Raw genomic sequence first — 15499 nt, forward strand, 5'->3', positions numbered from 1 at the left:
AAAGTTTCCGCAAAAATCGTAAGTAAGAAAATCAGTCTTATGAGTCGTTCCAATCCCAAAGTTTACGAATATTCTGGATGCAGTACCTGCCGCAATGCCCTCAAGTATTTGAAATCTAAAAAAGTAGAATTCAATCAAATTCCCATTCGCGAAACTCCCCCCACTGTCACCGAATTGAAAAAAGCAAAACAATACTTAGGTGATATTAAAAGACTTTTTAATACTTCAGGAAAAGATTATCGCGAGGGGAACTGGAAAGAAAAATTAGGGGCTCTTACAGAAGAACAAATTTATAAAGAACTTTCAGCTAACGGAAATTTGGTCAAACGGCCTTTTGTCGTCGGGGATGGTTGGTTTTTGGTGGGTTTTAAGGAAGAGGAGTGGAAGGAAAAGTTGGGGTAGGAGAAGTGGTGTGCGAATCGGAATATCCCCACCCCGTTTGTGAGTGGGGAACTGAACCCGATTTAGAAATTCTATTCTCTTCAGCTATTCATGTTTTTTCTTTTGGATTCTTTCTTAACCAATTCAGAAGTAGGCATTGTATCTTTTTCTGAGTCGTCTTCAAAGTATACTTGGATCATTTCGCTTTTACGATGAATTTTTTTCTTTTCTTTTTTCTCTTTATTGTTTTTATCCAGAGTCAAAAGAAATTCCATTACCATTGGTAAAACCAATCTAGAAAGAGCGGTAGCTACCAATACACCCGCGATCACAACCGTTGCCAAAGGTCTTTGGACTTCTGCACCTGCCATACTTGAAATAGCCATAGGTAAAAAACCAATCGCAGCAATAAATTCTGTTGTGAGCACTGGCCTAAGTGATAAAATTCCAGAGGTAATAACTGCTTTTTTAACATCAACGCCTGATTCAATTTCATCTTTTAATGTCGATGCATAGACCACTCCATTGAGTACTGCAATTCCACTGACGGCGATAAATCCAACTGCTGCTGGAATACTGAATGGCAAACCCCTAATCAACAGTCCAAGGATTCCTCCTGCTGCGGCAAGAGGAACAACAGAAAATACACCGAGTGCATAATAACTACTGTTAAATGCTATTACGAGCATAATAAAAATGATGGCCAAGGCAACGGGAACAACTAACACTAATCGATCTCTTGCTCGAACAAAATTGTCAAACTGTCCACCCCATTCCAATTCATATCCAAATGGCAATGAATCTGAAATGATTTTTGTTTTTTCTTTTGCTTCATTAATGTACCCGACAAGGTCTCTACCACGAATATTTACTTCTACGAAAATTCTACGTTTCAAACCTTCTCGGTAAATAGCGGAAGCAGAGTCTAAAATTTCAATATCAGCCACTTGAGCCAAGGGGATTGTTGCCCCTGTTGTTGACATGATCGGAATGTTTCTTACTGATTCAATATCTTTAGCTTCTAAATCTAATCTGAGTACAAGATCAAATCTTCTAGCGCCTTCGAATATTTTACCCGCAGTAGATCCTATTCTCATCATTTCCACTGTTCTCAAAATTTCAGAAGCAGATACTCCATACCGAGCCATCTTGTCGTAATTGGTATTGACTTGCAACATCGGTAAACCCAAAACTCTTTGCACCCGAAGGTCTCCAGTTCCTGGGATTTTACTTAACACAGAAGCTAATTGGTCCGCTTGTAGTTTGAGCTCTTTTAAATCATCACCATATATTTTTAAAACCACATCAGCCTTTGATCCTGTTAATAGTGCATTCACTCGATTCTCTATCGGCTGTGACATACTAAAATAAGTTGCTGGAATTGATTTTGTAAGACTCACTTTTAATACATCCATGAGTTCTTCCCGATTCGAGGCATTTTTCCACTCTGATTTTGGGGTTAGTTTAACCATAACTGAAGTCTCTTCAGTACCCAAAGGTTCCGCTGCCGATTCGCCTCGACCAACACGCGATACAACACTTGCAATCTCAGGATATGGCTTTAAAACTCTTTCTATTTCTTGATTTAAATCTCGAGAATAATCAATAGCTGTAGAAGGAAGGCGTTTCGCATCTATTTCAATTTCCCCTTCATCAATCCGTGGTAAAAATTCAGAACCTAAATAAGAACCTAAGAAAAAGGAAAAAATAACCAACAGAAACGAAAATAGTAAAATCTTCTTTTTACGTAACCATCCCCAATCAAGTAACCTAACATAGTATTCTTCAATTTTTTCCCAAGCATGAGCCTTGTGAATGAATGGTTTTTTATAAAATAAAGCTAAACTAGCTGGAAACACGGTAATTGAATACACAAGTGCGCTGGCAAGAGCTAAAGCAACGGTAATTGCCATGGGTCGAAACATTCTGCCTTCTACCCCTTCTAGCACCATTAATGGTAGATAAACTAACATAATAATAGCAACGGAAAAAACCGCTGCCTTTCCAACTCTCTGGCATCTTTCTCTGATAATCTCTTCTGTGGCTTTTTGGATATCCTCTAAATTCATGGGATGGTTGAATTTTTTTCTTCCGATATAAAAACCAGCTAACACCGATTCTAACATTACAATCGAACCATCTACAAGTAGTCCAAAGTCTAATGCACCTAAAGACATTAAATTCCCGACAACTCCAATTTGTTTCATAAAAATCACAGCAACTAACATTGAAACAGGTATTGCCATTGCCACAAGGGCTCCACCTTTTGCAGTTCCTAGGGTAAAAATCAAAGCCAAAAATACTAAAACTGCACCTTCTGTTAGATTGATAAAAACTGTTTTTAAAGCTCGATTGATAAATTCCGATCGATCATAAAAGGATTCGATTTTCATTCCTTTTGGTAATGTTTTTGTGATTTCGTTAATTTTAGATTTAACGCTAGTGACAACATCTCTTGAATTTTGGCCAAGTAACATGATGACTGTTGCTGCGACCACTTCCTTGCTTCCTTTTGTCGCTATCCCAAATCGTAATGCAGGTCCTTCTTTTACTGTTGCAATTTGCCCGAGAAGAAGAGGGATGCCATCTTTTGCTGTTCTGACAGCAACACGTTTGATCTCTTCGATACCTTCAAATTGGCCTTCCCCACGTATCACTAATTGTTCATAATCTTTTTGGACATAACCTCCTCCGGTATTGAAATTTGCAGATTTTAAATTATCAATGATTTCAGAAATTGTCAGATTGTGTGACTGCAACCTGCGTGGGTCAATCAATACCTGATATTGTTTTAAAGAACCTCCCAGTGTGTTTACTTCAATCACACCTGGAACACTTTTGATTTTTTTTGAGAGATCCCAATCGATATAACTTCGTAGCTCTGTTTCATCATGTTTGTCTGAAGTTAAAATGAACTCATAAATATCACCAAGAGCAGTGGCTACAGGCGCCAATTCCGGTCGACCATACTCCACTGGAATCTTTGAATCGACAAGTTTAAGACGTTCATTCACAAGCTGACGAGCAAACCAGATATCTGTTCCATCCTCAAAAATAACCGAAACAGAACTCACTCCAGCTCGAGAGATAGAACGAATCTCTGTAGCACCAGGAATTCCATTAAGTTCCAATTCAATTGGATAAGTGATAAACTGTTCTACTTCGAAGGGAGTTAAGGCAGGTGATGAAGTAACGGCAGTTACCTGAACATTTGTAACATCGGGAACAGCATCGATGGGAAGTTTTAATGCATTCGCTAAACCAATGAGACAAAAAATACCTGTAGCAACTAAAACTGAAATTTTGTATTTTATAGATAAGTAAACTATTTTTTCTATCATGATGAGTCCTTAAATAGGTATCAGATGTAATGATTAAATTGAGGAATTTGATTGGAAGTTAAAAAGCGGGATGGTACAGATGGGATATTGGTATCCCCGCCCGATTCAGGGTGGGGAACTAGACCCGCCACCCAATGGCTTCCTTCTATCACAAAGACTCAAGTCCCTCCAGGAGAATTCACTTCTTCAGAAAAATTCTGCCCAAAAGTTCATATTTGTTCACGGATTACATCCACTTCTACTTTGAGTTTATGTTTTCCACCACCGAACAAAATTCCTTTCAAAGGAGAAACATCAGCATAGTCTCGCCCAACGGCCGTTATAATATATTCTTCTGTAATGATTTTACCATTGGTAGGATCAAAATCTATCCATCCAAACGTAGGACAATAAACAGAAACCCATGCGTGAGTTGCATCACTTCCTTGTAATTTCTGAGTCCCAGGCGGAGGTAAAGTTTCCAAATAACCACTCACATAACGAGTAGGAATCTTTAATGAACGTAATGCGGCAATCATCAAATGTGAAAAATCTTGACAGACACCTTTCCTTTCATAAAGGATTTGGTCAATTGGAGTATTGATACTTGTTGCCTTTGGATCGTATTGGAATGTTTGATAAATATAACTCGTCATTTCCAAGGCACCAACAAAAACAGGTTTCCCATTTGTAAAAAACATCCGAGCAAACTCTGAATAACTTTCTTTTGCAGCAATGAACGATGAAGGCTGAATGTATTCAATAGATAAAAGATCCGCATCTAAAGTGGATTCATGAATGAGCGAGTATATATTTTCCCATGGTGTAGATTTATTTAAATCTAAGCCCAAGGAATGATGTGTCCGAACCGTTGACTCAACAACGACCTCTAAAAAACGATGTGGGTCCTCAACAGAAAATAAAAATACTTGATTTCCAAAATAATCTCTTCGAAAGGAAGATACTACCGGTTTGGGATTAACGGTCACATGAGTTCTAAAACAATCCTGATGAGATGATGTCAACGGATACATATGAGCCATATTATGGCAATAAGCAACTGTATCATCATAACTATATTTAGTTTTATGGATCACTTTAAAATCAGCCATTTCCATCACCGATCCTAGTTTGTTCTTCGGTATAGTTGAAGTATCGTGATGACAATGCTTCGGATAGTTGCTTCAAGTAAGTATGTAATTCCTCTAACCAAACGGACACTGATTCTAAAGGATTTTCCAACTCAAAGAAAATGGATATATCTTTCATCTTAAAATGAGTATACAATTGTAATGCGGCTCGATCTTCTGAGTACACAACTTTGTCATCCTTTCCAGGTAAAAACTGTATGTCTGAATTGATTTGTTCTAACTGGTATGCAAATGATCTTGGATTGGTTGTATCAAATAACAAAATATCTAATACCGATTCCTGATCAATTTTTCCACTATATCGTCTATTGTATGTTAATCGAATATCATTAATACGTAAAAAAGTTTCGAAAGAAGCTTTGTCTCTAAAACTATCCCAACGAATCATTCCTTGTAACATCAAAATCATATTGATCGATCGTTCAATTCGTCGGCCGAGGTTAAGAAAATACCAACCAGCTTCCCGGCTCATATTTTCAAATGATAAACCTGTTAGAGAAGATAAGTTCACCACTATCTTTTGTAAAAAATCGATAATCTGATCATAAGATTCAATTTCGTGATTAGATTGATCTTCCAACTGCAATAAAATCTTTTTCATATCTTCAGAAAGACGATCGCGAACTGATTTAGAAGCCATCACCAAACTTCGCAAATGAAATGCCAAACTACCGACAACCTGACGGTTTGTAGTCAATCGTTGGAGTTCAGGAAAAGGATTTAAAAATAGGTCTCCCGCATCATCGCCGATAAACCCAGGATAACTATTGGTTACATGAGTCACGAGTTTTAACGAATTTTCCAATGATTCTCTTTCGTAACCATCTTCCACTTGTAAAATTTTATAAGTAGCCTCTCGTATGACTCGCGTTTGGTTTTCCGATCGTTCCAAATAACGAGCCAACCAAAACAGATTGTCTGCCACGCGGCTTGGAACTCCGGAACTTTTTCTTGAAATCAAAACTTGGTCTGACTTCGGAACTAGTAGCGATTCTTCTTTTTGAGTTTCTGTTGCGAGAACCCATAAATCCTTACTCCAAGCTCCTCTTTGGCTGGTGATAAAAAAATCATCTAAAGAAGGAGATACTCTCACCAATCCACCTGCCATGGTTTGATAACCCGATCCTGAAGAAGAAACAAAGGTTCTCATAATGGCGCGGCCGGGACGAAATCCATTTTCACCTAACACAGGAACAGTAGCCGATGCTATCATCTCTTGGGCAATAAAACGATTGGGAGATAATTTTAGTTTATACAAAAAGGAATCCTTTCTGTCGCCACTTAGTTCAATAAAGGTGACTGGTTTTTCTTCATCCGTCCGAGAAACTGTTTTAAAAACATACTTTTCAGGATTTTGTAAGACCAATTGAAAATGGTGTGGTGTTCCCATCCAGTAAGTTGGTGCCATGGGAAGAATCAAATCTTCACCTAAATAAAAACGGCATAAATCTGAATAAAAAGGTAAAAGAGCGCGGTTTTCTAAAAATCCTGTTCCTATGGGATTAGCAATTTTTACGTTTCCGGAACGAACTGATTCCAAAAGTCCTGGAACACCTAACAATGAATCTCCCCTTAGTTCGAGTGGATCCATAAAATCATCATCGACTCTTCGTAAAATCAAATCAATCTGTTGTAAACCTTCTACGGTTTTCATATAAACTTTATTTTTTCTTACAGTTAGGTCACCACCTTGTACTAAAGTATAACCAAGGTAACCTGCAAGATAAGCATGTTCAAAATAAGTTTCGTTAGATGGTCCTGGTGTTAGTAATACAATTACTGGTTCGCGCCCAATAACGCCCGCAAGCTGAGACAACGACTTCCGTAAAGAACGAAAATAAACTGCAACTCGATGCACCATTGCATCGCGGTACATACTGGGGAAAATTCGGGAGAGAACAATACGATTTTCAAGTGAATATCCGGAACCAGAGGGAGCTTGCACTCTATCATTCAAAACATAAAAATTTCCGTCAGCAGCACGAATTAGATCACAAACAAAAAACAATAGAGCAGGATTCCTCGCCAAGAAATGGTTGGAATCATACATACCATCACATGCTCTTAAAAAGGAAGTTTCATTAAAAAGAATTTCAGGCGGAATTTTTTTTTCATGTAACAGTCTTCTTTTGGAATAGACATCTCTTACAAGTGCATCTAATAAATCTGCACGTTGGTTGAGACCTCTTTCCAACACTCGCCATTCTTCACTTTCCATAACCAAAGGGAACAAATCCAAATCCCAAGGCCTTTCTTTTGCTTCCGGTGAGTCAGTTTGGTATAGATTGTATGTGACGCCATTTTCACGGAGGATTCGATCCGTATCACGTCGTCGATTGACTAGTTCTGCAGGTCCTAATTCTTGGAAGGATTTGACTAAGAACTTATATTTGTTTCGAATTTGACCGTCTGCATCATAGAGTTCATCATAAACTCCAGGAATGGTTCTATAATTTCCGATTAAATGATAAGGATCTTGGGTCATCATCTATTTGATTGTTACCATCCTAAGATCCAATGTTGATGGAAAGGCTTTATTTTCCAATCGAACTGGTGGTAAACTTTTTCCAATCTTATGGCCATGGGTCCAAAAACGAGAGATCCTACGGGATTCCGCTTCGTATCCATTGATAGGAATGGTTTGGTAAGACAACCCTCCTGGATGCGATACATGATATGTACATCCACCAAGGGCTCTATGATTCCATGTATCGTAAACATCGAATACCAATGACTGTTGTGCGGGCAGATGTGGATGTAAAGTAAAAACAGGAGTCCATGCTTTGAACCTTACGCCAGCAACATATTCATTATGAACCGATGTTGCTTGTAGCGGAACTTCGTACCCATTGCAACTCAATCGATATCTATCAGGATGAAAACCTTTTACCTTAACTTGGACTCGTTCCGTTGCTGAATCCACACCGCGTGATGTTCCCTGCGCTGTATTTTCTTCGCCAAGAACGTTCCAAGGCTCCAAGGCCATACGCAATTCAATCTCCATACCATCCAAATAACAAATTCCATATTGCGGAAATCGAAATTCAAAAAATGGATCAAAGTCTTTTGATAAAAATCCAAACCCACTATTTTGTAAATCTTGGATGACTTCTTTAAAATCGCGATAAACAAAGTACGGCAACATAAATCGGTCATGTAAATCCGTACTCCAATTCACCGGATTTCCATAATAAGGATCTTCCCAAAACCGACAAACAATTGCCATCATAAATGCTTGTTGAATCACACTCATTTGGTAATGAGGCGGCATCTCAAAAGCCCGCATTTCGATAAGTCCTAATCGCCCCGTAGGTGAACCTGGATCAAAAAGTTTATCAATAGAAATTTCTGTGCGATGTGTATTTCCGGTTATATCTATTAAGATATTCCTTAACACTCGATCTAACATCCAAGGTGAAGTATGTTTACTAGAATCAATTTGTTGGAATGCAATTTTTAATTCATGTAAAGAATCATTTCTACCCTCATCAATCCTAGGTGATTGTGAAGTGGGACCAATAAACATGCCAGAAAATAAGTAGGAAAGTCCTGGATGATTTTGCCAATAAGCCACCAAACTTCGTAAAAGCGAAGGTTTACGTAAAAAAGGGCTGTCACTAACAGACGCACCGCCTAAAGTGATATGATTTCCCCCGCCGGTACCAGAATGGCGACCATCCATCAAAAATTTTTCTGCCGTCAAACGAAGTTGGTGCGCTTCCTCATAAAGGATTTTTGTTTTTTCTACAATCTCTCCAAAAGAAGAGGAGGGATGGAAATTAACTTCAATGACCCCAGGATCAGGAGTGATTTTAAAACGATTTAACCTTGGATCGTGTGGAGCTTCATAACCCTCCAATACAATCGGAATGTCTGTAGCAAGGGCCGTTTGTTCAATTGCATAAATCAAACGTAGCCAACCCTCTAATGATTTGATCGGTGGTAAAAATACTCTAATGTTTCCATTTCTAGGTTCTACACAGAGAGCTGTGCGCGTTCGTTCTTCTGATGCCACATAACTTACTGTAGTTGTAAAAAATGGTGACTGGCCCAATTCCCTTGCTTTCGGAAGGTCTGGTTTGGGAGCGGCTGGATCTTCAGGGGATGTAGGTGCTTGTTTTCCACTTAAGGAATGTAAGGGAAGCCTTAATCCTATAGGTGAATCTCCGGGAATCAAATACATCTTTCCTCTTCGAAAAACCCATTCATCCGATGTCCAAGACTGATTGGCTATGTCATAATCTAAAGGAAGTGTATATCCTACTTCGCGGTGCAAACCAGAATCAACTACTTTGAGAATTCTTTTCCGTTCCATTTCATCATAAGTATTCAAATCATCTAATATAGATTCTGTTTCCGCCGGTAAATTTGCTTCTTGCCAAAGGTAATACAAATTATCTTCGTAAGCTGTATGAATCGATATTGTTGGAACTCGAAGATACTCACCGAGTGCGCTGATAAATCTTCTGGCATCTTCTGTTGTGGCCGACCCCGTATAACGATCATCTGCGAGTAAATAAGGATTGTTCCAGATAGGCTCCCCATCTTTCCGCCAATAGGAAATCATTGCCCATCGTGGAAGAGGTTCCCCCGGATACCACTTCCCTTGCCCATATTGAAGTAGTCCACCGGGTGCAAAGTGTTTGCTCAATTTTTTGATCAACTGTTCCGATTTGGAATATTTTTCAAAACCTAAGGCGTCAAAATTCCATTCAGGAGCTTCAGGATTTTCAGTAGAAACAAAGGTAGGTTCTCCACCGATGGTAAGTCTGATATCATTTTTTTTGATTCGTTTGTCAATGGAATCACCTAACCGAACAATACGGCTCCAATCATCATCCTGGTAAGGTAAGGTGACTCTGGGTGTTTCTAAAACCCTCTCCACACTCATATGAAAAGAAAATTCTAATTTTGCTTTTTCAGCAAAACCGTAAATAGGTCCAGCCGATTCTGGTTCTGGAGTTGCCGCCAAAGGAATATGGCCTTCTCCTGTGAAAAGACCAGAGGTTGGATCAAGACCAACCCATCCAGCACCGGGGATATACACTTCCGCCCAAGCATGTAAGTCAGTAAAATCTGACTCTGCACCTGAAGGACCATCTAAAGATTTTACATCCGCTTTCAATTGAATTAAATATCCAGATACAAACCTTGCTGCTAGCCCCAAATTTCTAAGTATTTGGACAAGTAAATAGGCTGAGTCTCTACAGGAACCCATACGAGAAGATAATGTCAATTCAGGTGGTTGGATTCCAGGTTCCATCCGGATCACATAACCAACGTCAGAGTATACTTTTGCATTTACAGCTACTAAAAACTCAACGATCCTTTTTGGTTCGATATCAATTGTTTTGAGGTACGATGCGAGTAATTTCCCTGGTTTTTTGACTTTTAAATAGGGGGCTAATTCCTTTTTTAAAACTTTATCATAAGTAAATGGAAAATTTTCTGCATACTCTTCGACAAAAAAATCAAAAGGATTGATTACCTTTAAGTCAGTAACTAAGTCAACCGCTACTTGCAAAATATTAGTTTTCTCTGGGAATACTAATCGAGCCAAATAATTCCCAAACGGATCTTGTTGCCAATTTAGAAATTTCTGCTCCGGTAGTATATTTAAGGAGTAAGAAACAATATGATTTTTTGTATGTGGGGCTGGTCTTAATCTTACTACATGTGGTGATAGTTTGATCGACTTGTCATATTGGTAGGTTGTGATATGTGATAATGCAACTCGTATACTCATAGTTAGTTTGTAAAAAATCGTTCCACGATTTTTGCGCCAATGTCATTCAATTCAATTTGAATGTCATCTAGGTACTCATGTAGGCCTTTATCAAAAATAGATTTAATATTTTCTGACCTCAACCGATTCATATAAACTGTGGTTGCATCCTGAGCTAAATTACGGGGTAAACCTTCTTTGATTCCAGAAATTTTTTCCAAAGCTTCTTGCATCTCTTGTAAACAAAAGAATATAGATCTTGGAAAGGTTTCATTTAAAATCAAAAATTCAGCAATATCTGTTGGATCCACTCGTTTGTATTTCTGATTGTACATCTCATGTGCAGATGCAGACTTTAGTAACGATAACCATTGTAATAAATCTAAGGTAGAGCCCACATCGTGAACTGAAGGAAGTAAAATGAAATACTTCATATCGAGGATTCTTGTTGTTTTATCCGCACGTTCCAAAAATCTTCCAAGAAGTGAAAAATTCCAAACTTCATCATGAGAAATGGTAGCATCCGAACATCCATAAAAACTTTGACAGCTCTTTCTAACCGTACTTAAAAACTCAGACAAATCCATGGAAACTGTATCTCCATGGAATTCCGCAGATTCCATATAAACCTTACGATAGTTTTTAATTAAAAGATAAAACTCATTCAATACTTCCCACATGGAGGTAGAGATATTTTCTCGAATGGTGCGAGCATTTTCTCTCGCCCTAGAAAGACATTGGAATATAGAATTGGGATTCTCTTCATCAAAAGTCATAAACCGTATGACATTCAATGGACTTGGTTCTGAGTATCTTTTCTCAAACAACTCAACATCACCTGTTGTGTGCACAAGTGGCAACCATTGGTTCGGAACTTGTTCATTTAAATCCAAAGATAACTGATGATTGACATCGATAAACCTTGAGTAGTTTTCTGCTCTCTCGATATATCGATTCATCCAAAAAACTGATTCTGCAACTCGGCTTAACATATAATTATCCTTATCCTAGAACCCAGGTGTCTTTTGAACCGCCTCCCTGGGATGAATTGACCACTAGGGATCCTTTGCGAAGCGCCACGCGAGTGAGTCCACCCGGCATGACATAAATATCCTTACCGTACAGAATGAACGGCCTAAGATCAACGTGTCTTGATTCGATTTTATCTGCAATAAGCGTTGGAACTGTAGAAAGGTTTAAAACTGGTTGGGCAATATAATTTCTAGGATCTGCTTTGATAAGTTCCTTAAAATCTTCCTGCTCTTGTTTGGTTGATTTTGGACCAATGATCATTCCATACCCACCAGCGCCATTGGCAGCTTTCACAACTAAGTTATGGATGTTTTCCAAAACAAATTGTAAATCAGGGCCTTCCGAACAAAGATATGTAGGAACATTTGGAATGATTGGCTCTTCACCTAAGTAGTATTTAATGATCTTAGGAACATAGGAATAAATGACTTTGTCGTCGGCGACCCCAGTTCCAGGTGCATTGGCGAGTGCTACATTTCCTCTTTTGAATGCTTCAAAGATTCCCTTTACTCCCAACAGAGAGTCAGGTCGGAAACTCGCTTGGTCCATAAATGTATCATCGATCCTTCTATAGATCACATCTACTTTACGAAGGCCTTTGGTCGTTTTCATAAAGACTTTATGATTTTCTACAATGAGATCCGATCCTTCTACAAGGTACACACCCATCTTTTGTGCTAAAAAACTATGTTCGTAATAAGCAGAGTTATAAACACCTGGTGTCCATACCGCAATGACTGGATCAACAACGTCTGTTAGGTTTTCCAACATAGAACGAAGATGGTAAGGATAATCATAAACTTGACGAATGTTTAACTTTTCAAAAAGTTCAGGAAAGGTTCGTTTCATCACCTCACGATTTTCTAAAACGTAAGAGACACCAGAAGGACAGCGAAGATTATCTTCTAACACATGAAAGGCGCCGGCACCATCTCTTACCAAATCCGTTCCTGTAATATGAATCCAAATATCTTTGGGCGGTTTCAAACCAATACACTGTTTGAGATATCCAGAACTAGACTCAATCATATCCCGAGGGATAATTTTATCTTTGAGAATTTTTCCTTCGCCATAAATATCTGTTAAAAATAAATTGAGTGCTTGGATTCTTTGTTTGAGTCCTTTTTCTAAACTCACCCATTCTTCACTGGGAACAATCCGAGGAATGACATCAAACGGCATAATCCGTTCTTGTTCACCACCATCACCATACAAAGTAAAGGTGATCCCAAGTGACATGAGAGCCCTTTCCGCAGAACCACTTCGTTTTACTAGTTCGATCCCACCCAAACTCTCCATTTTTGTTTTTACAAAATCGTAACTTTTACGCGGATAACCTTCGTTAGAAAACATCTCATCATATATATTTTTTGCACTATAGTCGGCGATAAACATAGGGGCACCCTCTGCTTACTTTGTTAGCAATATTTGTACCAAATGGAAGATATGACCCAAAAGGATGGATTCTAGGCTCATCCGACATAACAAGGTTAGGGGATGGGAATTTATTGTTTATAAATTAAGCATTTGAGGAAAAGAAGGAATCTGAGTGTTTACAAGCAGTACGGAATGATTAGTTTTCAGTGGATGGAGCCAAATCATCTGGAGAAATTTTCTTCTTTTTCTCTTTTTTTAGCCGGATTCCATAGACTAAGGTTCTGAAAAAATGTAGAAAAGGTAAAAATTTTAACAAAAACAGATTTCCCAGCTGAGAAAAATGCTCATACCTTCTCTTTTTCGGACGTAGGACTGATTGCAACACTCGACCGGCCAGCCGTTTTGGATCGGAAAGTTTTGGCTCGAGAGCAATGACTCTCGAAAATCGAAATTCCCTTCCCATTTGTTTACGAAAAGAATCCCAAAAATAATCCAAAGCGGACTTTGTCGATCCATACAAACCAAATCCAGGTGTAGGAATTTTGGTTAAATCTGAACTAACAACAATAATGTGGAGGCCGACGGAAATTAAATTAGTCAAACGCTGCACTGTGTAAATCGGAGCGAGTGTGTTCGAATGAAAAAGTGCCTTTAGTTTGTTCCAATCTTCTTTTTCATCTTCTGCATAAGTGATTTGTTCTGAATTTAAAATAAAAACATCAATTTTATCTAAAGTTTCAATGGCTGATTCAATCAAACGTTCCATTTGGTCCGGTTTGGAAGGATCAATTTTATACTTTTGTAAATTGGGATGATTTGGAATTTCTTCTGGGTTGGAATCACCTACTACCACAAGAGCACCTTCCGAAAGAAGTAATGGCAAAAGTTCTTTTCCCAAAGGAGAAGAACCCGAACTCAAAACAATCTTTTTAGAAGCTAGTTTCATATCGGCAATTTTAGCGAGTGGATCAATTGAGAGAAGGATCTTTTGTATGGTCAACAAAGTATTTATAGATCCCACCTTTGCTGCGAAGGGCCTCTCGCCAAACAACTTCAGGATCGTCTTCCCGAAAAACAATGGATTCATCGACCTGGTCAGAGACAACCCAAGACAACCTGTCAAACTCACTTTCTAATTGGCCGGACGACCAACCTGCATATCCTTGCAAAACTCGAAACTGAATCTGATCAGAGGAAAGAACTTCAACCATAGTATCAAAACTTCTTGCCATATAAATTCCGGGCACAATCTCCACACCTGGATCTTCTGTTTGTTTACCATTATGAATGATAGATACAAACAAATTGTCTACCGGGCCACCAGAAAACACTTGTTTGTTGGAATAAACAGTGTCTGGGAGATTTTTTATCAATGATTCCATTGTTTGGTCGGTGGGTTTGTTTAAAACCAGACCAAAAGCACCGTCATCATCATGATCAACCATAAGGATAACGGTTTTGTGAAAAAAATCCTGAATCACACTGGAATTGGAAATGAGTAACTTTCCGCGAGTTGAATCAGGAATTTCTGTCATTATTTTTTGCCGTGAATTTCTTCCAGGATTTTATAAGCCACTTCTAAGGTGCGAATATCAGAATCACCTTTCACCATCGGTTCGGATTCTCCTTTAATACACTTAACAAAGTGCTCGTGTTCCTGTTTGAGTGGATTATCTTTATGAACAAAGATTTTTTCCACAATAGATTCTTGTCTGTATTTGATTTCTCCACTTCCAAGCTGAGTAGTTGAACTTGCCTGTCTATGCAACTCAATCTCTTGGTTGGTAAAATCTAAAAATACATAGGAATCTTTTTGAGAAATATTGAGTGTTCTAATTTTTGCTTGGGAAGCACGGGAAGCATTTAAGGAAGCAACACAACCATTGGCAAAAGTGAGAACCACACTAGCAATATCTTCATGATTCGATACAATCGAAGAACCAACTGCTTTCACTTCTTTCACGTCTGATTTTACCAAGTTCAAAACAATGTCAATGTCGTGAATCATCATATCCAAAACAACGCCCACATCCGTAATACGACTGTTATAGGGAGCAATTCTTCTAGATTCAATGAGGAGTGGGTGTTCTGCAATTTTACCCAATTCCAAAACGGCTCCGTTGAATCGTTCCACATGGCCGACTTGCAAAATCAAGTTGTTTTGTTTTGCCAAATTTACCAGTTCTTTCGCTTCTTCTACCGTTTGTGAAATGGGTTTTTCGACCAAAACATGCTTCTTTTCAGTTAATGCTTGTTTGGCGATTTTATGATGCAGGAAAGTTGGTGCTGCAATGACGATAGCATCTGTTTCCTTTAACAATTCCTCCACAGTAGGGAACGCTTTTGTTTTGTGTTTTTCAGCAATTTGAGCGGCCCGTTCCAAGTTAGCATCAAATATCCCGATGAGTTCAGCATCTGAAAGCTGTTTGGCAACGTTTACGTGGTATTGGCCCATATGGCCAGTACCAATGACTCCGAGTCGGACTTTTTTCTCCATAGATGCTCTCAATACT

The 15499-nt window shown here is 38.6% G+C and carries 10 protein-coding genes; 1 reads left to right on the top strand and 9 read right to left on the bottom strand.

Features of this window, described 5'->3' with window-relative positions; genetic code table 11:
- Positions 1-39: 39 nt before the first annotated feature.
- Positions 40-402, top strand: a complete 363-nt coding sequence (locus tag JWG40_RS13845) for a Spx/MgsR family RNA polymerase-binding regulatory protein (RefSeq protein ID WP_205286382.1) — start codon at positions 40-42, stop codon at positions 400-402.
- Between the two features lie 80 nt (positions 403-482).
- Here JWG40_RS13845 and JWG40_RS13850 read toward each other — a convergent pair whose 3' ends face one another.
- The 9 genes from JWG40_RS13850 to JWG40_RS13890 form a co-directional block, all read right to left on the bottom strand.
- Positions 483-3722 carry an efflux RND transporter permease subunit gene (locus JWG40_RS13850; RefSeq protein ID WP_205286383.1) on the bottom strand — a complete coding sequence of 1080 codons (3240 nt, stop codon included), beginning with the start codon at positions 3720-3722 and terminating at the stop codon, positions 483-485.
- Between the two features lie 209 nt (positions 3723-3931).
- Entirely contained in the window at positions 3932-4813 is an 882-nt protein-coding gene (locus JWG40_RS13855; RefSeq protein WP_205286384.1) for a transglutaminase family protein, read from the bottom strand.
- Positions 4806-7340, bottom strand: coding sequence for a circularly permuted type 2 ATP-grasp protein (locus tag JWG40_RS13860; RefSeq protein ID WP_205286385.1), 2535 nt, complete (start codon positions 7338-7340; stop codon positions 4806-4808). The genes JWG40_RS13855 and JWG40_RS13860 overlap by 8 nt, the downstream gene beginning before the upstream one ends.
- Positions 7341-10598, bottom strand: a complete 3258-nt coding sequence (locus JWG40_RS13865; protein WP_205286386.1) for a transglutaminase family protein — start codon at positions 10596-10598, stop codon at positions 7341-7343.
- 2 nt (positions 10599-10600) lie between these two features.
- Positions 10601-11569, bottom strand: a complete 969-nt coding sequence (locus JWG40_RS13870) for an alpha-E domain-containing protein (RefSeq protein WP_205286387.1) — start codon at positions 11567-11569, stop codon at positions 10601-10603.
- 10 nt (positions 11570-11579) lie between these two features.
- Positions 11580-13004 carry a circularly permuted type 2 ATP-grasp protein gene (locus JWG40_RS13875; RefSeq protein WP_205286388.1) on the bottom strand — a complete coding sequence of 475 codons (1425 nt, stop codon included), beginning with the start codon at positions 13002-13004 and terminating at the stop codon, positions 11580-11582.
- Positions 13005-13182: 178 nt separating this feature from the next.
- Positions 13183-13932: an SDR family NAD(P)-dependent oxidoreductase gene (locus tag JWG40_RS13880; RefSeq protein ID WP_205286654.1), complete on the bottom strand. Its 750-nt coding sequence runs from the start codon at positions 13930-13932 to the stop codon at positions 13183-13185.
- Positions 13933-13954: 22 nt separating this feature from the next.
- Positions 13955-14512 (bottom strand): YqgE/AlgH family protein, encoded by a 558-nt coding sequence (locus JWG40_RS13885; RefSeq protein WP_205286655.1) that lies wholly within the window; start codon positions 14510-14512, stop codon positions 13955-13957.
- Positions 14513-14520: 8 nt separating this feature from the next.
- Positions 14521-15483 carry a Gfo/Idh/MocA family protein gene (locus JWG40_RS13890; protein WP_205286389.1) on the bottom strand — a complete coding sequence of 321 codons (963 nt, stop codon included), beginning with the start codon at positions 15481-15483 and terminating at the stop codon, positions 14521-14523.
- Positions 15484-15499 lie beyond the last annotated feature (16 nt).

It is taken from the genome of Leptospira abararensis (genome assembly GCF_016918735.1).
GTDB lineage: Bacteria > Spirochaetota > Leptospiria > Leptospirales > Leptospiraceae > Leptospira_A > Leptospira_A abararensis.

Excerpts from the sequence above, each read along its gene's own strand:
- JWG40_RS13875 (WP_205286388.1), bottom strand. The coding sequence starts at position 13,004 with ATGTTTATCGCCGACTATAGTGCAAAAAATATATATGATGAGATGTTT.
- JWG40_RS13880 (WP_205286654.1), bottom strand. The coding sequence starts at position 13,932 with ATGAAACTAGCTTCTAAAAAGATTGTTTTGAGTTCGGGTTCTTCTCCT.
- JWG40_RS13855 (WP_205286384.1), bottom strand. The coding sequence starts at position 4,813 with ATGGCTGATTTTAAAGTGATCCATAAAACTAAATATAGTTATGATGAT.
- JWG40_RS13890 (WP_205286389.1), bottom strand. The coding sequence starts at position 15,483 with ATGGAGAAAAAAGTCCGACTCGGAGTCATTGGTACTGGCCATATGGGC.
- JWG40_RS13850 (WP_205286383.1), bottom strand. The coding sequence starts at position 3,722 with ATGATAGAAAAAATAGTTTACTTATCTATAAAATACAAAATTTCAGTT.
- JWG40_RS13870 (WP_205286387.1), bottom strand. The coding sequence starts at position 11,569 with ATGTTAAGCCGAGTTGCAGAATCAGTTTTTTGGATGAATCGATATATC.
- JWG40_RS13845 (WP_205286382.1), top strand. The coding sequence starts at position 40 with ATGAGTCGTTCCAATCCCAAAGTTTACGAATATTCTGGATGCAGTACC.
- JWG40_RS13860 (WP_205286385.1), bottom strand. The coding sequence starts at position 7,340 with ATGATGACCCAAGATCCTTATCATTTAATCGGAAATTATAGAACCATT.
- JWG40_RS13865 (WP_205286386.1), bottom strand. The coding sequence starts at position 10,598 with ATGAGTATACGAGTTGCATTATCACATATCACAACCTACCAATATGAC.